We start from the raw sequence: 18,577 nt of genomic DNA, 5'->3' as shown, positions 1-18,577 counted from the left end.
AAAAACCCGCAACCATTTCATTTATACTTTTTGCAGGTGCACCCGTAAGTAAATGCATACGTAACCGCTTTCGTGCCAGCCCTATCGTAGAGGATGCCCACTGCCGAAAGTAAACCAGGAAGCCTTACATGCATTGCCCACGCATCTTGATAGTTTTGTGCCTGTACCTGGCTGCCGCAGTACCTGCGCTGGCGCAGCAGTACAATATCCGAAACTGGACGCTGGAGCAGGGTTTGCCACAGTCGGAGGTCATGGCCATACAGCAGGACCAGCAGGGTTACCTGTGGCTGGCCACCCGCGCCGGACTTAGCCGCTTTAACGGCACCGATTTCGTTACCTACACCAAAGAAGACGGCCTAAGCAGCCACAACATATCTACGCTTTTCCTGGACAGCCAGCAGCACCTCTGGATCGGAACAACGGATGCAGGACTGCTGCGCTTTAACGGCTCGGATTTTATACCCTACGGTGCGGCGCAAGGGCTGCAGGCTGAAAGTATACAGAGCGTTTCGGAGGATAAAACCGGCAGAATATGGGTCGCCTCCAACACTGGCGTCTTTTTTCTGTCCGGAAACCGCATGCAGAAGTACACTGCGCTTCCGGAGGGAAGCTATACTTCTATTGCACATACGCCTTCCGGAGCAATGTTGGCAGGCACCGAAAAAAGCGGTTTGTACAGGGTTAGCAAAGGCAAGCTCCTGCATCTCACAACCGAAAACAGCGAACTGCCCAGCAACCATGTAACTGCCCTGCTGCCACAGGCTGATGCCGGAGTATGGATAGGCACCACGGCGGGCCTTGCGCAGCTCACACAAAACAAGGTGCGCAGAATCCCGCTGCCAGAATCCCTGGCCTACAGCCACATCACGAGCTTCACGCTCGACAACACCGCCACCTTGTGGATAGGCCTGCAGCGAAACGGGCTCCTGAAGTATGACGGAAAATCTTTCGAGCACCTGACCCGGCGCAACGGCCTGCGCACCAACCGGATCACCGCCCTGGCCACCGACATGGAGAATAACATTTGGATCGGCACCAGCGGCTACGGTCTGCAGCAGTACAAGACGCCGTGGTTTGTGCATTTCTTCGACTTCACGGGTTTGGCGGAGCCACGCATCACGGCACTTGCCCAGGACAGCAACGGCACGCTGCTGCTGGGAACAGACGAAGGCGACTTTGCCAGAATGAGGCAGCAGCGCCCGGATTGGACCGACGCGCAGCCGTGGCCACGTGGCACTACTATTTACAGCCTGCTGCCCGACAAGGAGCAACTGTGGGTTTGCAGCAGCAACGGGGTTTGGCGGCTAACCCCAAATGGCAGCACACATTACGCCCACCCCTCCCCCCGAGCATTGCCCGATGTGTACCAGGCGGCCACCGGCCCCGCAGGCGGCGTCTTCTTTGCCACTGCGGCTGGCATTGCCACCTTGCACGGCGACTCACTCCAGCTACTCCCGGCCACAGAAGGCCCCATCAAGGCGAAAACTATTTACCGCGATACCAAAGGCCGCCTATGGGTGGGTGCTGACAAGGGTGTGTTCCAGGTAAGGGAAGGTCAGGTGGTAAAGGTGCGCACGAACTTAAACGTTAGGGAGATTAGCTCCATCACAGAAGACACAAAGGGGAATTTATACTTTGCCGCCTTTAACCAGGGCTTGTTGTTGTTGCAGGGCCGGCAAGCGAAGCTTTTCACCACGGAACAGGGGCTGCCGAACGAGGCCATCAAAACAGTTTTCGCGGATGCCTCCGACAACCTGTGGGTGGCCACGAACCGTGATGTGCTGAAAGTAAGCTTGCCCATACTTCTCCGGGAGGGCAAATTCAGCTACCGCAGCTACACCGCCAACAGCGGGTTTCGGGGTTTGGAAGTATGCGACAACGCCATCGTGCAGGCCAGGGACAGTTCCATCTGGTTTGGCACCACCAAAGGCCTTACTCAATACCTGCCCCACCTCGACCACCCCAACACGCAGCACCCCAAAGTAATGCTGACGGATGTGATGCTTTATTCCAGGCCCACCGACTGGGAGGAGCTCGGCTACCCACTGGACAGCCTGACCGGCTTGCCTGAAACGCTAAGGCTGCCGCATACCCAAAATCACCTGTCCTTTAACTTTCACGCCATCTGCCTGTCGGGGCCGGAGCAGGTCCGGTACAAGTATAGGCTGGCCGGTTACGAGGACTCCTGGTCGCCGGCTACCAGCCGCTCGTTTACCACCTACGCCAACCTCTCGCCGGGCAAGTATAAATTTGAGCTGCTGGCCCAGAACAACGAGGGCTACTGGACAGAGCAGCCGCTCTCCTACGAGTTTGCGATTGTGCCGCCCATCTGGCGCCGCGAGTGGTTTATAGGCGTGCTGCTGGTGGTAATTGCCGGGGCCATACTTAGCGTGGTGCACCTGCGCGAGCGCAGCCTGGTAAAAATGAACACGCTGCTGGAGATGAAAGTAGACCACCGCACCCGGCTGCTGGAGCGCCAGAACCGCGAGAAGGAGATCCTACTCCAGGAAATACACCACCGCGTTAAGAACAACCTGCAGATTGTGATGAGCATGCTGAACCTGCAGGCGCGCCACGTGCCCGACCCGCTGGCAAAGGACGTGATGCAGGCGCTGCGCAGCCGGGTAAGGTCGATGGCCCTGCTCCACGAGCGCCTCTACCGCCACAACGACCTGGAACAGATAAACCTGGAAGATTACTTTCTGGAGATATGCGAGAGCCTCTACGCCTCCTATGGCATCAGCATGGAGCGGGTGGCGCTGGAGCTGGATATCCCTGAGACGAAAGTAGACGTAGACACAGCTATAACCCTTGGCCTCATCGTAAACGAGTTAGTGTCCAACACGCTGAAGTATGCCTTCCCGCAGGGAGAAGCGGGCGTGTTGCGCATTGTCCTCACCCGGCACGATGAAGTGCAGTTTACCCTGACCGTAAGTGACAATGGCCGCGGCCTTCCCGAGGATTTTTACCAGCACCGACAGCAGGGGCACTCTTTTGGGCTGAAGCTGGTGGAATCGTTGAGTAAGAAACTCGAGGGACACATGAATTTTTACAATAGCCATGGCACAAAATCAACATTATATTTTGTTTTGCCATCATAAATTATTTTTTTCACGTATGAACCTAATGCTATGACAAAACCCAAAATCCTGATATCAGAAGATGAGGTGATCATTGCGGAAGATCTTGCTGCCAGCCTGGAAGATTTGGGATATGAGACGTGCGCCATAGATACGGGGGAAGACACGATTGACATGATCCGGGAAACACGGCCAGACCTGGTGCTGCTCGATATCAACCTGAAGGGTGACGCCGACGGGGTGGAGATCGGCTCGCGCATCCGGCAGGAGTTTAAGATCCCGTTTATCTACCTTACCGCTTACGCCGATGCTGCCACCATAGATCGTGCGAAGAAAACGGAGCCGGATGGCTTCCTGGTGAAACCCTTTGACGACAAGAGCCTGCGCTCAGCCATCGAGATCGCGCTCTACAAGCACGACTCTAACAGCAGAGGGGAGAAAGGCAGCAACGGAACGCAGCAAACCGAACACAAGGAGCAGGAGGTGGCCACCGACTACATCTTTGTGAAGGTAAAGCACCGCATCATCAAAGTGCACTACAGCGACATTCTGTGGGTGGAGGCCTATGATAACTATTCCTTTATCGTGACGGCAGACCAGAAGTACCTTGTCTCCTCCACACTCAAGGATATGGAGCAGAAGCTGCCCTCGCAGAACTTTGTGCGCGTGCACCGCTCCTACATCGCCAACCTCGACAAGATCGACGCGCTGGAGGAAAACTCGGTTGTGTTCGCCAAAGGCGATGTGCCAATCGGAAAGTCTTACAAGAAAACACTCATGTCACGCTTCAACATTATATGACAGACTGCTACTAACCTACCTGCTTCACTGAAGCAATTTGATTACTACGGCTACTACAAAAGAACTTATACTTAAAAACAAAGAGGCCGGTGCTGCAAAGCACCGGCCTCTTTTATACTTGCGCGGGCGAACCCGGTTTACTTAGTATCTGTAATACTCTGGCTTGTAAGGGCCTTCAACCTCCACACCGATGTAACGGGCCTGGTCAGGCGAAAGCTCGTCCAGTTCCACACCGATCTTAGACAGGTGCAGGCGGGCTACTTTCTCATCCAGGTGCTTCGGCAAAGTATAAACCTTGTTCTCATAAGCATCTGTGTTTGTCCAAAGCTCCAGCTGCGCCAGTGTCTGGTTAGAGAAGGAGTTTGACATTACGAACGATGGGTGGCCAGTGGCGCAACCAAGGTTTACCAAACGGCCTTCTGCCAATACGATCACATCCTTGCCTTCGATGTTGTAAAGATCCACCTGTGGCTTAATCACGTCTTTCGTATTACCGTAGGTCTTGTTCAACCAGGCCATGTCGATCTCGTTGTCGAAGTGGCCGATGTTACAAACGATGGCTTTGTCTTTCAGTGAGCGGAACTCGCGCTCGCCGATGATGTCTTTGTTACCAGTGGCGGTTACCACGATGTCTGCCTCTTTGATGGCATCCACCATACGCTTCACCGCGAAACCGTCCATGGCAGCCTGCAAGGCGCAGATCGGGTCAATTTCAGTAACGATCACACGGGCACCGGCACCACGAAGTGAAGCGGCAGAACCTTTTCCTACGTCACCGTAACCAGCTACAACGGCCACTTTACCGGCCATCATCACGTCAGTGGCACGACGAATCGCATCTACCAACGACTCTTTACAGCCATACTTGTTATCGAACTTAGACTTTGTAACTGAGTCGTTCACGTTAATGGCAGGCATTGTCAGCGTGCCGTTCTTCATGCGCTCGTACAGGCGGTGAACACCCGTGGTTGTCTCTTCAGACAGCCCTTTGATACCGGCAGCCAGCTCAGGGTAGTTATCGAGCACCATGTTGGTCAGGTCACCACCATCGTCCAGGATCATGTTAAGCGGCTTACGGTCTTCACCGAAGAACAACGTTTGCTCAATGCACCAGTCAAACTCCTCGGCCGTCATGCCCTTCCAGGCATAAACTGAAATACCGGCAGCGGCAATGGCAGCGGCAGCATGGTCCTGGGTAGAGAAAATGTTGCAGGAAGACCAGGTAACCTCGGCACCCAATTCCACCAGCGTCTCAATCAGCACAGCAGTCTGGATGGTCATGTGCAGGCAGCCTGCAATGCGGGCACCGGCAAGGGGCTTGCTTGGGCCGAACTCCTCACGGATGGCCATCAAACCTGGCATCTCGGCCTCAGCCAATCTAATTTCTTTACGGCCCCATTCAGCCAGAGAGATATCTCTCACTTTGTACTTCAGTTCTGTATCTATCATTTCTTGTTACTTTTCAATTGAAAACACAAATTTACAAAATTTGTTGCGCTTCTTCAAGATTTTAAGGGCAAGCCCAAAAGGCGCTTGCCACAGGGTTAAACAAGGGCACCTGCCAAAGTATAGCAGGTGCCATTGTTTAAAACAGGAAGTTGTGCCAGGAGGTTCCTTAGTTGTTTACGATCACCTCGGCGCCCAACGCATTGTTGTTACCGGCCGGAGGCGAAAGCAGCCCCTTTGCAAAAATAGTATAGATCTTGCCGCTCTGCAGCATTACGGTTGCAGTAACAGCGGCATTGTCTGTTCCCACAGGCTGCACCTCCAGGGTATAGCTTCCGGCATCTACAGGCGTAAAGGCTGTGGCCTCTTTAAACTGAAGGTCAGAGAATAGCGTCGGGCCGCCCTGCACCACCACATCCACGTTGGGTGCATCGGGTGCCAGGTGCACGAAACGCACGTGTGCCTTTCCAGCGGCAGGCGCAGCCAGGTTGTCTTCCAGTACTACCGGTTCAATATTTGCCAGTCTTCCAGCCGCGAACACAGTATAGTTTTTATCAGCGTCAAGCATCACATCGGCATCTATCACAGGGTTACCAAGACCTGCGCCTGCAGCTGTTACTTTAAAGTTGCGGTCGCCCTCCTCTACCTCCAGGTAGCCAGTGTTGTTTGGGTAGTTTAGCGCGGAAGAGTTCACTTTTGCATCATCCACATATAGGTCCACCCCCGGTGCATCCGGCGAGGCATGCACCACCATCACATTTGCCTGCTCTTCCTGCAGGTCCAGGTCATCGTCATCGTCTTCGCAACTCGTGAAGAACATGACTGGCAGCACAGCCACCAAGGTTAATCTCATCCAGTTTTTCATAGGTCTGACTTTTAGATTTTATATTGATTGGATAAAAGGTTAACCATCAGCAAATTAGATTGTTTAATAAATTATGCAAAACATTAAACAGAAACTGTTCCCATGGATCGCTTTTAGAATTAGGTATATTTGCCACACCAAAATTCAGCAGCGGTTATGCGCACCTTTACCCCCGAAGAGCAGGAGTTTATACTTGCACACCAATACGATGATGTAGCCCAACTGATGCTGCAGGCCAGCCGCTATCCGCAACTGCCGGTGCAGGAACTGGTGCAGCAGATAAAGGCGCGCCAGAAGGCCATACAAAAACTACCGACGTGGGTAGCGCACCCGCAGGCCGTGTTTCCGGTGGCGGTGTCGGTGGAGCAAAGTTCGTCAGAGGCAACGGCCGCTTACAAGTCAGACCTGGTGCAGGGCAGGTTGCTGGTTGATTTAACGGGTGGCTTTGGGGTGGACAGCTTCTTTTTTGCCAGGAGCTTTGCCGAAGTGGTACACGTGGAACAAAATGCGGCGCTGCAGGAGGTGGCCAAGTATAACTTTGGTTTACTTGGTGCCGACAACATCAAAAGTATAAACAGCACGGCAGAGGATTTTCTAGCTGATTTTGAGGGCAAGGCGTCTGTTTTATACCTAGATCCGGCCCGCCGTGGCAACCACGACCAAAAGCTGCACCTGCTGCAGGACTGCGAGCCGGATGTGCTGCGCCTGCTGCCCGAGCTTTTCCAAAAGGCCGATGCCATACTTCTGAAAACATCGCCGATGCTGGACATTGAACAGGCGCTGCAGGAACTTGGGCACGGAACGCAGGTGTGGGTGATAGCGGTGCAGAACGAGGTGAAGGAGGTGTTATACCTGCTGCAGCCGCAGGCACCTGCTCCCGCCGATGTGCCGCGCATGGCTGTGAACCTGCTTCCAGCCTCGTCACCGCAGTCCCTTACCTTTACCCGCGCCCAGGAAGAAGCCGCCGAACCTTTATATGCCGACCCGCTGGAATTTGTTTACGAACCCAATGCAGCCATACTTAAAGCAGGTGCCTACCGCTACCTGGGGCAGCACCTTGGCTTGCACAAGCTGCACCCCAACAGCCACCTCTATACTTCGGCACAGCTGCTATCTGGTTTTCCAGGCCGTAGTTTCCGGTGCCTGGGCGTGAGCCGCTACAGTAAAAAAGAGCTCCTTAAGCAACTGCCTGCCAAAAAAGCCAATATTACGGTGCGCAACTTCCCTGAATCCGTGGCCGACATCCGCCGCAAAACCGGCATCAGGGAGGGCGGCGATCTTTACCTCTTCTTCACAACCGACATGCACCAGAAGCCTGTGGTGCTCATCTGCGAAAAAGCTTTCTAAACTGCCGCAACGCTATTCTTCCCCTTCACAAACATTAACAAGCCCCATGCAGCTTCGTACAAAGTATAGAGAGCCTGCCACAGGTATGGCCGGCCAGTACGAACTAAACAACAGCTATGAAACAGGAAGAAAAGAAGCAAACGGAGAACAGGATGAAGGAGGATGTGAACGAGACATCACGCACCATGAAGCCCGGCGATAAGCTAAAGAACAGCAGCACGAGCTCCCAAAGCGACGCCACCTCGCCTACTGTTGGCGGTACCGGCGGTGGCATTACCAACATTCGCTCGGGCAAAGATGTAGAGGAGAACAGCGACCAGAAATACTAACCAGGGTCGCTGAACATGCGCTTCCCGGTGCCGTACACTCTTACAGGAACTCCCAAGTGCGTTAGCCTGCTTCGCAGAAAAGGCTGAGCGCTTTAACGGAAGTTTCTTCTTTAAAGCAAGTATAACTTAACGCAAGAAAAATGAAAGATCAAGATAAAAACAAGAAGTCTGAACTGACGGATACGAGCAAGAGCAACAAGAACGACATTTCGAACAGCCTGGAGCGCGACGTGACGGATACCCCTCTAAAAGAGGGACAGACACCACAAGCCCGCACAGACAACGAGCAGGACAGGGAAACGAAGAAAAAGTAATTCTGATCCTGAACCAGTAGAACCTTTTAATGTCTCCTGTTCACCTAACCAGTTGCGGAGAGCAGACGGGCAGCAAAAGCTATACTTCAGAAACCAAGGCAGCCATGGCTCTATGTTGTGGCTGCTTTTTTTGGTGCACGGTTACATATCGCCAATAGCCACCGTGTTTTCGTGGCAATCTCGCGCAATAATTTCAAAATTAAATTATATTGGTTTTCCCAATCAGCCGCAGACCATTTGCCTCATATTTACACCATACACAGCCGAAGGGATGAAGAAGATAGCCATACAACACTTACGCGACGTGCCCCAGCATTTTGACACCGTAGCCAACTGGGTCTACAGCCAGTGGTGGCAGAAGCCGGGTAACACCGTAGAGGTGGTGAAGGAGCCGCTGCGCGAGCACCTGCAGGCAACGGATTTCCCCGCCACATTTGTCGCATTGGATGACAACACACCCGCCGGCTCAGTCATGCTAATAGAAGATGATGGCATCACGGAACTGCCGGATCTGCGGCCGTGGCTGGCTGCGCTGTATGTGGCCCCGGAGTACAGGCTACAAGGGGTTGGGAAGCAACTGGTGCAGGTGCTGGAGCAGCATGCGCAGCAAATTGGATTCTGCCACTTATACCTGGTGGCTACCGACAGGGTAAGCTTTTACTTTGACCTTGGCTGGCGCATCTATACCAAACTGGGTGGCGACATGGGCATCACCATCATGCACAAAGATATTGCGCGGGAAGCCGGTGCTGTTACCGCATCCGCTTCAGAGGGAATGTAAGTACCGTCAAAACTACTTCAAGTAACTCCTACCGATTATGGTGTCGGTACTTTTCAGGAGCACGTTTGTTTTCTTCAAGGGCATCAGCACATACTTTCGACAGGACAGTGTTCCGGTGGATACATAACACTTGCTATTTCTTTGAATTTTTCTATCTTTGATAGGATGCAGGTAAATATCCTGCGCATATACCTGATTCACCTCCTCTTAAAAACAAACTTATGTCGTTAGCATTAACTACTTGGATGCTCCTTAATGCCGCCGCTGTTTTATTATTTCTTGCCGCCTGGATCGTAATTTTGGTGACTAACAGGTTACAGTCGAACCAAAAGCTTGTCTGGCTGGCCGGAACAATGTTTCTACCAGTTATCGGGCCACTCATTTTCTTCTTCAAGTTCGCATCGCTCAGGAAGGCTAATTCTTAAGGGCCGCTATACCAGCACCACATCCTATAGCGTAGCTGTGTTCCCTAGCCATAGGGAGTAGGAATGCCTGTGGCTACATCTCCAGCACTTCCTACTTCTTCTTGCTTACCCATTTGTTTCCCTTCACCCAAAAGCGCCAGGGCAGGAGCGCGTCCTCTTCGGCATAGTCTATTCCGATACGCGGGCCGGAGACGATCTGCTCCGGGGGAATGGTGATGCCTTTGTCTTCGAGCCAGATGGTGCTGCCGGTGAGGTCGGCGCCGTAGAGTTTCTTGTCGATGCCCAGCGCAATGCTAAGCACACCGGGGCCTGCCGTCAGGTTTGGTTTTATACTTGCCATGCCACGCCGCAGCAGCATTTCCTCCACTCCCACTTCCGGCTCAATAGCCCGCACCAGCACGGCATCGGCGTTTCCCTCAGTGTTGGTAATGATGTTGAACAGGTGGTAAATGCCGTACACCAGGTATACGTAGGCCACCCCGCCCTCGTGGTACATGATCTCGGTGCGCTTGGTGCGGCGGTTCAGGTGCGCATGACAGGCCTTATCGTTCTGGCCCGAGTAAGCCTCCGTCTCCACGATCATGCCGCCTGTCAGCATACCGTTCACACAAGTATACACATACTTACCCAGCAGCTCCTGTGCCAGGTGCACCACATCAGGGCGGGTATAAAAAGACTTCGGCAGCTTCATGTTGGCAATTGATAATGAGGAATGAATAATGTGTAATAACTCTGCCTCTTTACGCACAAGCTGCAAAATTGAGCGAAGCTTCTCATTAATCATTCCTCATTATTAATTATTCACTACTTTTGTACCAGATTGGTGACCGTCGCTGCTTCCGTAGCGATGTGTTTAAAAGGGAAACAGGTGAAAAACCTGCGCTGTACCCGCAACTGTAATCTTCTAAAAAGGGCTTGCCCATTACCAACGCCACTGTACTGCTTTGCGGTATGGGAAGGCGGGCAAGCTGAAGAGAGCCAGGATACCTGCCAGTCCGACACGTATTTGTCGTATGCTTTCGGGTGAAAAGCTGCACGGCCTCCGCTTTATAGCGCTAGCTGTTCCTGCCTTTGTACCTGTTTGCATGCTTCGGGATGTAAGCACGAACTGTAGTGGTAAAATTACCTTTTCTGAACGTATGGCTTTGCGCCTGCCTCTGTAGCCTTGCGCCTGTGGCGGTGGCGCAGCAGGATACGAGCTCCTATCACCTGGGCATCGTGGAGATTTTCGGCAAGCCCACCGAAGTATACACGGTGGGTAGCCGCGTCACGCAGGTAGACAGTGCCTTTCTGAGCACCTACAGCTCCGGCTCACTAGCCGATGCCCTGCAGGCGCGCACGCCGCTATACTTTAAAAGCTATGGCGCCAGCGGCATATCCTCGGTTGCCTTCAGGGGCACCAACGCCTCCCAGACTGCTGTGCTCTGGAACGGTCTGAACATAGCCCCCGCCACACTTGGTCAGACAGACTTTGCGACACTGCCGGTTACGGGCTTTGGCGATGTGGCGGTGCAGTATGGCCCGGCGGCGGCGAACTATGGCAGCGGCGCCATTGGTGGCGCAGTTTTGCTGAGTTCTCCGGAATATAATCAGGAAGGGTTTAGCGGAGATGTGAAACTGGAAGTGGGCAGTTTCGAGAGATACTTTGGAAGCGGCAGCCTGGGCTACAGTGGCAGAAAGCTGAAGTATGGCCTGAGCCTATATGGCCTGCAGGCGGAGAATAATTATCATTTTAAAGATCTCAGCCGGTTTGGCACGCCAGAGGCAAGGCAGCAGCACGCGGCGGTGGCCCAGTATGGCACCACCCAGGATTTGGCTTGGGAAATCTCACCCAAAACCAGCGTGGCGCTGCATGGCTGGTATACTTTTGCTGATCGTGAGTTGCAACCCGCCATGGGTTCTGCCGACACCGACGCCAACCAGCTGGACGAGAGCCTGCGCCTGATGGCAGAGTTCAAGCACGATAGCTGGCTTGGGCAAACAGCCGTTAAGGCCGCGTATTTTAATGATTACCTGCACTACACCGACCGCAGCACCGACTCTGAATCAGACGTGGACACCTATCAGCTGCAGGCAGAGCAAACCTATACCTACGGCAGACGCTGGAGCTTGCGCGGCGGTTTGAACCTGCAGTACTTCCAGGCTACAAACGATGGCTATGCCGGCCAGCAGGACGAAGTGCGCGCATCAGCCTTTGCGCTTTTCCGTTACGATCCGGTGGAGCCGTTGCAGATAAGCCTGAACCTGCGCCAGGCCTTTGTGGAAGGATACAATCCTCCGCTTACACCGTCTTTTGGGTTCAACTATAAGCCATTCAATAACGAGCTATTAGCGTTAAAAGGCAACATCAGCGCCAGCTACCGGGTGCCCACCCTGAACGACCGCTTCTGGATCGGGGCAGGCAACCCTGATCTACGCCCCGAAAAAGGCTGGAACTATGAACTTGGCCTCGGCAACCGAACAGATTTAGGCTGGACTATACTTCAGACAGAGGCCACCGCTTACCTGATGCAGATTGACAACTGGCTGCAGTGGTCGCCGGACGAGACAGGCCGCTGGCGCCCCGCAAACCTGCAGAAAGTGGAGAGCAAGGGTGTGGAGCTGAGTTCTTCGGCCACCTCCACTTTGGGGCAGCTTCAACTCCAGACAACAGCCGCTTATACCTACACTTCCTCTGAGCAGGTGGAGGTGTACGAAGGCACTGGCGACAAAGGCAAACAGTTAATGTACGTGCCGCTGCACAAGGCATTGCTGTCCACAGAGGCCAGGTATAAAAACTGGTCTTTGCTCGGCAACCTGAACTATACCGGCCTGCGCTATACATCCAACTCCGAAACAGCAAGCCTGGATGACTTTCTGCTTTTGAACTTCGCCCTAAGCAAAAACTTATCCTTGGGTCAGCACCGCCTGCTGCTCACGCTCCGGGCCGATAATGCCACGAACGCGGTGTACCAGACCATGGCTTACCGTGCCATGCCACCACGGGGCTATACGTTCAGCCTGCGCTTTATCATACCTTAAATAATTTAATTAGCTATACTTACCTAAATCCTAATGAAAAAACAGAATTACTTCCGCAACTTCTTTTTAGCGGCCACGCTTTTTACAAGCGCCTTTACCTTTACCAGTTGTGATGACAACAATGTGGAGCCAGAGGCGCCAGTTGAATTGCGCGGACCATACGACCAGAAAGGAGTATTTATCTTAAATGAGGGCAATTTCGGCACTCCCAATGGCTCTATCTCTTTCCTAAGCGATAGCGCAAACCATACTGTTATTAACAATATTTTCAGCAAGGCTAATGCCGACAGGCCACTTGGCGATGTAGTGATGGACCTTGACATAATGGAAGACCTAGCCTACATCACAGTAAACAACAGCAACAAGCTTGAAGTGGTGGATGCGTATACGTTTGAGACAAAGGCGGTGCTGGAAAATCTGAAGCAGCCCCGCTACTTTACTGCCCTAAACGAAGACAAAGGTTATGTAACGGAATGGGTAGTTTACGGCGAGCCAGGTCAGGTATCCGTTATCGACCTGAACACCATGCAAGTAACTAAAACCATACCTGTAGGACCACAGCCGGAGGAACTGCTAATTGCAAACGGCAAACTTTATGTAGCCAACAGTGGCTCTAATGTGGTAACGGTAATCAATACACTAACGGACACAAAAGAAGTAGACATCACCGTATCGGATGGGCCTGTGGAGTTGGAACTGGACCAGCAAAACAGGCTATGGGTGCTGGCGGCCGGCAAAACAGTTTACAACGCTGACTGGTCAGTGGATTACTCCAAAACAACCCCTGGCGCACTTATCGCTATCAATACCGCTACGAACGCGGTGGCACGCACGCTTACGTTCGGAAGCAATCAAAGCAGTCCCAGCAACTTGGCCATTATGGCATCAGGCGATAGGCTGTACTTTAACTACGATGGCAAAACCTTTGCACAAAGTACCAATGCCACCACCCTCAGCGGCACCAGCCTCATCAACAAAAGCTTTTATGGCCTGGGCGTAGACCCGGAAACAGGCAACATCTATGGCGCCAAGAGTGCTTTTACCGGCGACGGTACCGTTTATGTGTATTCGCCGGATGGCACACAGGTAAATAGCTTCAGAGCAGGCATCGGTCCGAATGGTTTCGTGTTTAATTAAGTAGCGGATTTATACTTGCACAAAAAAGCCTGCCTCACTACTGGGGCAGGCTTTTTTGTGTTTTATACTTTGATGCGCCTATTGACCGTCTATTTCATCACGCTCCACACCGTTTCCTTTACCATCGTAAGCGCCATCGCCTAAGGCTTTTCCATCGTTGGCCTTATGGCTGTCGTGGTCAGAATCGTTATAGTAGCGCTCCCCTGCTTCCTGCGTGGTGTCTCCTCTTCGGGTTCGCTCCTGCTCTTCACCGTCTTCCACTACCATGCCTCCCTGGTCTTCGTAAAACTCACCCTGTTGTACCGAGGTATCTCCCGGTTCGCTGGTATCACCGCAGGCACTCATTCCAAACACTGCTACAGTGGCGGCTGCTATCGTGAATAAAGTTGATTTTATCTTTTTCATATCTGTTTTCCTATGCTAATGCTGTTGTACATGGCGCCAGCCTTGGGGCCAGCGACTCTATACATGTACGGCCCCCGGCGGCTTATAGTTGAAAATCGCATCGCGTAAAGTCACCTTCCGTACACACCTACATCACTTTATATAAAATGTCTATGAAAGAGAACAATCAGCAAAAACCGCCACAGGAAACCACCAAAGACGACTCATCGGATGTGCAGAAAGTGCAGCAGGACAAGCAGTCGCCACCACCCGAGAAGGCACAGAAAGGCCAGAGCGAGCGCACAGAGGCCGAGGAGGCAGAAAAAGGGCACTCCTGATTTTTTATTGTGCCGGCAGTGGCTGTACCTTTGGGTTGATCATCCGCACGAATGAAAAGAAGATTACCTAAATCCCTGTTAGGACGTAAGCTGCTGCTTATAGCGCTCATCAGCCTTTTGCTGGCCTCTGCCCTGCAGCTTTATACGTTTGGGCTAAGTGCCGATTTTTTCGGCAGGTGGCTGCGCAGTTTTTTCGTTTTCTTCGTGATGATCGCAGTGACGGTGCTGGCTATCATACCTGGAGTGAACTACGTGGTGGCCCGATTTATACGTAAATAAGTATAAAAGCAGAACGGCCCCGGCCCACGAGATGATCGTGGGCCGGGGCCGTTCTGCTTTTATGGAGCAAAAATCAGGAAACGGCTATTCTGCGAAGGGCAATAGTTTTCTGGCAAGGCTGCTTTTTGCGCAGGAGCGGCTCACCGACCAGGAAACTGGCAAAACCCAAACTGGCTTCTTGCTTCAACGCTGCTATGTGCGTTGCTTTCTGCAGGCAGCAGGCAGGCTCCTGTCTTTCACTTGTTTCCCGCACAATCGACTCCTTCAGATCCGGCTTCCGCACGTCGTTTCCGGCGACTGCTTTGTCCTGCCAGTTTAAAGCAAGTATAGCGAGAACCAAAAGAATGACATGCAGCAGCATCAGAATGTTCTTTCGTATAGTTATAGTCATAGCCTCAAGCAGTTAAGAGTGTGACAAAGAAAGGTAAGCGTAAGGGGCGCATTCAATTCCTATTCAAATATAACAAACTAATCTAAGATACAAAATATTTAATATAAAATATTTCATAAAAAATATACTTAAATATAAACATACTGGAGAAGGCCCAAATACCCGTGAACTACCAGCCACGGCTAGCTGTTGCATAAGGTCAGGCACCAACTGTGTCGCATAATCTGTACTTTTGTGCCCAACGCTGCTGCCTTGTTTATAGCACACTTTAACTCTGATTTACCTTGGATAAGCCAACCATACTGCTTCTTACGCCACCACTCACCCAGCTGAATACCCCGTACCCGGCAACGGCCTACCTGAAAGGCTTCTTGGGCGGGCGCGGCTACGAGGTAATGCAGGCAGACATGGGCATTGAGCTTGTCCTGAAAATGTTTTCCCGCACGGGCTTAAAGCAGATATTTGAGGCGATAGAAGCGGGTGACTTTGAGTTGTCGGACAACAGCCTGCGCATGCTGCGCCTCAAGCGTGAGTACCTGAACACAATTGAGCCGGTTATTCGTTTCCTGCAGAACAAAGACAGCACACTGGCTCAGCAGATCTCCTACAGCCGCTTTCTGCCCGAGGCTTCGCGCTTCGACCAGGTAGAGGACATCGACTGGGCTTTCGGAAGTATGGGCATCTCCGACCGCGCCCGCTACCTGGCTACTTTATACTTAGAGGACCTCGGCGACCTGATCAAGGAAACCATCTGCCCCTACTTTGCCTTTAGCCGCTACGCCGACAGCCTGGCCATGTCGGCCACCCATTTCGATCCCATGGAAGAGGCCCTGCAACTGGCGCCTAACCTGGTGGACGAGATGCTGCTGGAAGTGCTGGAGGAGCGTCTGCAGCAGGTGCAACCAAGTATAGTGGGGCTGTCGATACCGTTTCCGGGTAATCTGTACGGAGGCCTGCGTATGGCCAAATACATCAAGGAGAAGTACCCGCACATAAAGACCATGATGGGCGGCGGGTATCCCAACACCGAACTTAGAAGCCTGCGCGAACCGCGCCTGTTCAAGTACATCGACTTTGTGACGCTGGATGATGGCGAAGGCCCGTGGCTGAAACTGCTGGAGCACCTGCAGGGCCAGCGCGACGTGGAGCAGCTGCAGCGCACATTTATACTTGCCGATGGCGAAGTACAATATATCAACGGCAGCACCGACCCGGACGTGCCCCACAACGAGATCGGCACACCGGACTACAGCGACCTGAAACTGCAGGAGTACCTCTCGGTGATTGACGTGATTAACCCGATGCACCGCCTCTGGAGCGACGGCCGCTGGAACAAACTCACCATCGCCCACGGCTGCTACTGGAAGCGCTGCTCCTTCTGCGACATCACCCTAGACTACATTAATCGCTACGATGTGGCACCGGCCACCCTGCTGGTAGACCGTATGGAGCAGATCATCGCGCAGACCGGGCAAACGGGCTTTCATTTTGTGGATGAGGCCGCCCCTCCTGCCCCGCTCCGTGACATGGCCATTGAGCTGCTGCGGCGTGGCGTGAAGATCAGCTGGTGGGGAAATATCCGCTTTGAGAAGACATTTACACCGGACCTGTGCCGCCTGCTGGCTGCCTCTGGCTGTATTGCCGTTTCCGGTGGCCTGGAGGTAGCCTCCGACCGGCTGCTGAAGCTGATGGAGAAGGGCGTGAGCATCGACCAGGTGGCGCGCGTAACGGATGCGTTTACCCAAGCCGGTATTATGGTGCACGCTTACCTCATGTATGGCTTTCCTACCCAAACAGCCCAGGAAACGATTGACTCCCTGGAAGTGGTGCGGCAGCTGTTCGTCAACGGCGTGATTCAGTCGGGTTACTGGCACCGTTTCAGCATGACGGCGCACAGCCCGGTGGGCAAGAACCCGGAGAAGTATGGCGTGGTGAAAGTAGGACCGGAAGACGGCCCTTTCGCAAACAACGACCTCTGGCACGACGACCCGCAGGGCACCGACCACTCCTTATTCGGCGAGGGACTGGCCAAAGCCATCTACAATTACATGCACGGTGTAGCTCTGGAGCAGCCGCTTTCTTTCTGGTTTGACTTCAAGGTTCCACGTGTGAAAACCGATCAGAACCTGATTTACGAGGCCGTGCAGCAACCACCGAAGCCGGATGTGGAGCGCCGCAATGCGCGGGTGCTGTGGCTGGGCGGCATCCCGGAAATAGAATTCACCATGATTGCCAAGAAAGGGCAGACGATTGAGCGTTGCGTGCTAACATTTTACGAAAAGGGGGAGGACTTCCAGGTGAAAACTACAGCTGTGATCGGGCAATGGCTGCTGGACATGCTGCAGACAATCACCACCGAAAGCACCACGGCCACAACATTAAAGCAACTGGAGGAAAGCTATCCGGCCGAGGCGCACCTGAATTTTGCAGAATTCATGAGCTCCCCCACTTGGTTTGAGCTGCGGGAGAAGGGGTTGTTGTTATTGTAACAGAAGTCGCCTGTAATTTAAACCTGTTGCTTTAGCTACCTTCCCCCCTTTACCTTCATTTGAAGACCATAAACTGAGTCCATAGCTGTTATAAACAGTGTCTTTCGGTCTTTGCCTCCGAATGTCACATTCGCCGTCCAGTTTTCGTCAATAGGGATATGTGCTATCTGCTCGCCTGCTTTGTTGAACACGGTCACTCCCTTTCCGGTGAGGTAAATGTTCCCTTGATTGTCGATGGTCATGCCGTCGGACCCCATGGGTGCAAAGAGGGTTTTATTTGTTGGCGTACCGTCTTTCATAATATCATACACATAGGTTTTCCCCGCTCCTATGTCGGCCACGTACAATTTCTTTCCATCTGGGGTGCCTACAATGCCATTTGGCTGCTGCAGGCTTTCATCCACCCGCTGCATGCGGCTCCTGTCAGGGCTTAGGTAATACAGGTGCTGGCCGTCCTGCTGCATTTGTGGATTGCGGGTCCAGTAGTCTCTTTTGTATAAGGGGTCCGTGATATACATGCCGCCATCAGGCGCAATCCAAAGGTCGTTTGGCCCGTTGAGTAAATTCCCTTCATAGTCAGAGACAAGCACCGTTGGGTTTCCTGATTTGTCGAAGGACCAGAGCTGGTTCTTTTCATCAGCAGCGGCAATAAGATTGCCTTTAGCATCAAAGTATAAGCCGTTGGAGCGCCCGGTTTTATCAGAGAACGTGCTAATCTCACCAGTGCTTGCTGACCAGCGAAGGATCTTATCATTTGGTTGATCAGTGAAGTATACATTCCCTTCCGAATCCGCAGCCGGCCCTTCCGTGAAAGAATAACCCTCCCCTAATTTCTCCACCTTTGCTCCTTTGGCAACGATAGACTTTTTATCCGTGATCTGAGCGCAAAGCAGTGCGGGCAAGAACAGGATAAATGCAACAGTCAGGATCAAAGTGGCTTTGTATGGATACATCTCAGTAAAGAGCTTTTGTTGAAACCTCATTTTAACGGCAACCCGCATTGCGAAAGCAGAAACTATAAAAAAATTTATGCAATTCCGCACCGAGGATTGGTACAAGCTAACTTTTATGTCCGTGCCAACTGACAGCGGCCGAACCTAATCATACGGTTGCCCGGCACTTCATGCCTACCAAAAAATTTCTCAACCCC

The 18,577-nt window shown here is 52.7% G+C and carries 18 protein-coding genes and 1 riboswitch; of the genes, 12 read left to right on the top strand and 6 right to left on the bottom strand.

What is annotated here, in order from left to right:
• Positions 1-146: 146 nt before the first annotated feature.
• The gene (locus A0W33_RS10560; protein ID WP_172798110.1) at positions 147-3,101 is read left to right on the top strand and encodes a two-component regulator propeller domain-containing protein; all 2,955 of its coding nucleotides are present in this window, start codon (positions 147-149) and stop codon (positions 3,099-3,101) included.
• A 30-nt stretch (positions 3,102-3,131) separates the two neighbouring features.
• Entirely contained in the window at positions 3,132-3,881 is a 750-nt protein-coding gene (locus A0W33_RS10555) for a LytR/AlgR family response regulator transcription factor (RefSeq protein WP_068838107.1), read from the top strand.
• Between the two features lie 141 nt (positions 3,882-4,022).
• On the opposite strand, the gene ahcY is transcribed toward A0W33_RS10555, so the two are convergent.
• Complete coding sequence (gene ahcY, locus A0W33_RS10550; RefSeq protein ID WP_068838106.1) at positions 4,023-5,330, bottom strand: adenosylhomocysteinase; 1,308 nt, start codon at positions 5,328-5,330, stop codon at positions 4,023-4,025.
• A 166-nt stretch (positions 5,331-5,496) separates the two neighbouring features.
• Positions 5,497-6,192 (bottom strand): DUF4397 domain-containing protein, encoded by a 696-nt coding sequence (locus A0W33_RS10545; protein WP_068838105.1) that lies wholly within the window; start codon positions 6,190-6,192, stop codon positions 5,497-5,499.
• Between the two features lie 156 nt (positions 6,193-6,348).
• Between A0W33_RS10545 and A0W33_RS10540 the strand changes: the two genes are divergently transcribed.
• From A0W33_RS10540 to A0W33_RS21335, 5 genes are all read left to right on the top strand, one after another.
• Positions 6,349-7,539 (top strand): THUMP-like domain-containing protein, encoded by a 1,191-nt coding sequence (locus A0W33_RS10540; RefSeq protein ID WP_068838104.1) that lies wholly within the window; start codon positions 6,349-6,351, stop codon positions 7,537-7,539.
• Positions 7,540-7,655: 116 nt separating this feature from the next.
• Positions 7,656-7,868 carry a hypothetical protein gene (locus tag A0W33_RS10535; RefSeq protein ID WP_068838103.1) on the top strand — a complete coding sequence of 71 codons (213 nt, stop codon included), beginning with the start codon at positions 7,656-7,658 and terminating at the stop codon, positions 7,866-7,868.
• Between the two features lie 140 nt (positions 7,869-8,008).
• Entirely contained in the window at positions 8,009-8,182 is a 174-nt protein-coding gene (locus tag A0W33_RS20910; RefSeq protein WP_157578024.1) for a hypothetical protein, read from the top strand.
• 271 nt (positions 8,183-8,453) lie between these two features.
• Complete coding sequence (locus A0W33_RS10530) at positions 8,454-8,963, top strand: GNAT family N-acetyltransferase (protein WP_172798109.1); 510 nt, start codon at positions 8,454-8,456, stop codon at positions 8,961-8,963.
• Between the two features lie 221 nt (positions 8,964-9,184).
• Complete coding sequence (locus tag A0W33_RS21335; RefSeq protein ID WP_082815199.1) at positions 9,185-9,388, top strand: PLDc N-terminal domain-containing protein; 204 nt, start codon at positions 9,185-9,187, stop codon at positions 9,386-9,388.
• Positions 9,389-9,479: 91 nt separating this feature from the next.
• On the opposite strand, the gene A0W33_RS10520 is transcribed toward A0W33_RS21335, so the two are convergent.
• A complete protein-coding gene (locus tag A0W33_RS10520; RefSeq protein ID WP_068838100.1) occupies positions 9,480-10,079 on the bottom strand; it encodes a DNA-3-methyladenine glycosylase in 600 nt (199 codons plus the stop codon).
• 113 nt (positions 10,080-10,192) lie between these two features.
• A riboswitch (cobalamin riboswitch) is annotated at positions 10,193-10,397 on the top strand.
• A 104-nt stretch (positions 10,398-10,501) separates the two neighbouring features.
• Between A0W33_RS10520 and A0W33_RS10515 the strand changes: the two genes are divergently transcribed.
• Positions 10,502-12,409, top strand: coding sequence for a TonB-dependent receptor plug domain-containing protein (locus A0W33_RS10515; RefSeq protein WP_082815198.1), 1,908 nt, complete (start codon positions 10,502-10,504; stop codon positions 12,407-12,409).
• A 33-nt stretch (positions 12,410-12,442) separates the two neighbouring features.
• The gene (locus A0W33_RS10510; RefSeq protein WP_068838098.1) at positions 12,443-13,546 is read left to right on the top strand and encodes a YncE family protein; all 1,104 of its coding nucleotides are present in this window, start codon (positions 12,443-12,445) and stop codon (positions 13,544-13,546) included.
• 78 nt (positions 13,547-13,624) lie between these two features.
• Here A0W33_RS10510 and A0W33_RS10505 read toward each other — a convergent pair whose 3' ends face one another.
• Positions 13,625-13,951, bottom strand: coding sequence for a hypothetical protein (locus tag A0W33_RS10505; RefSeq protein WP_068838097.1), 327 nt, complete (start codon positions 13,949-13,951; stop codon positions 13,625-13,627).
• A gap of 152 nt (positions 13,952-14,103) precedes the next feature.
• On the opposite strand from A0W33_RS10505, the gene A0W33_RS20905 reads away from it, so the two are divergent.
• Complete coding sequence (locus tag A0W33_RS20905) at positions 14,104-14,268, top strand: hypothetical protein (protein ID WP_157578022.1); 165 nt, start codon at positions 14,104-14,106, stop codon at positions 14,266-14,268.
• A gap of 51 nt (positions 14,269-14,319) precedes the next feature.
• Entirely contained in the window at positions 14,320-14,547 is a 228-nt protein-coding gene (locus A0W33_RS10500; protein WP_068838096.1) for a DUF2798 domain-containing protein, read from the top strand.
• Positions 14,548-14,620: 73 nt separating this feature from the next.
• Here the strand turns inward: A0W33_RS10500 and A0W33_RS10495 are convergent, their stop codons facing one another.
• On the bottom strand, positions 14,621-14,938 hold the full coding sequence (locus A0W33_RS10495; protein WP_139237177.1) for a hypothetical protein: 318 nt from the start codon (positions 14,936-14,938) through the stop codon (positions 14,621-14,623).
• 284 nt (positions 14,939-15,222) lie between these two features.
• Between A0W33_RS10495 and A0W33_RS10490 the strand changes: the two genes are divergently transcribed.
• Positions 15,223-17,427, top strand: coding sequence for a B12-binding domain-containing radical SAM protein (locus A0W33_RS10490; RefSeq protein ID WP_068838094.1), 2,205 nt, complete (start codon positions 15,223-15,225; stop codon positions 17,425-17,427).
• Positions 17,428-17,462: 35 nt separating this feature from the next.
• Here A0W33_RS10490 and A0W33_RS10485 read toward each other — a convergent pair whose 3' ends face one another.
• Positions 17,463-18,380, bottom strand: coding sequence for an SMP-30/gluconolactonase/LRE family protein (locus A0W33_RS10485; protein WP_068840064.1), 918 nt, complete (start codon positions 18,378-18,380; stop codon positions 17,463-17,465).
• Positions 18,381-18,577: the final 197 nt, after the last annotated feature.

It is taken from the genome of Pontibacter akesuensis (assembly GCF_001611675.1).
GTDB lineage: Bacteria > Bacteroidota > Bacteroidia > Cytophagales > Hymenobacteraceae > Pontibacter > Pontibacter akesuensis.
This window is presented reverse-complemented; position numbering and strand designations above follow the sequence as displayed.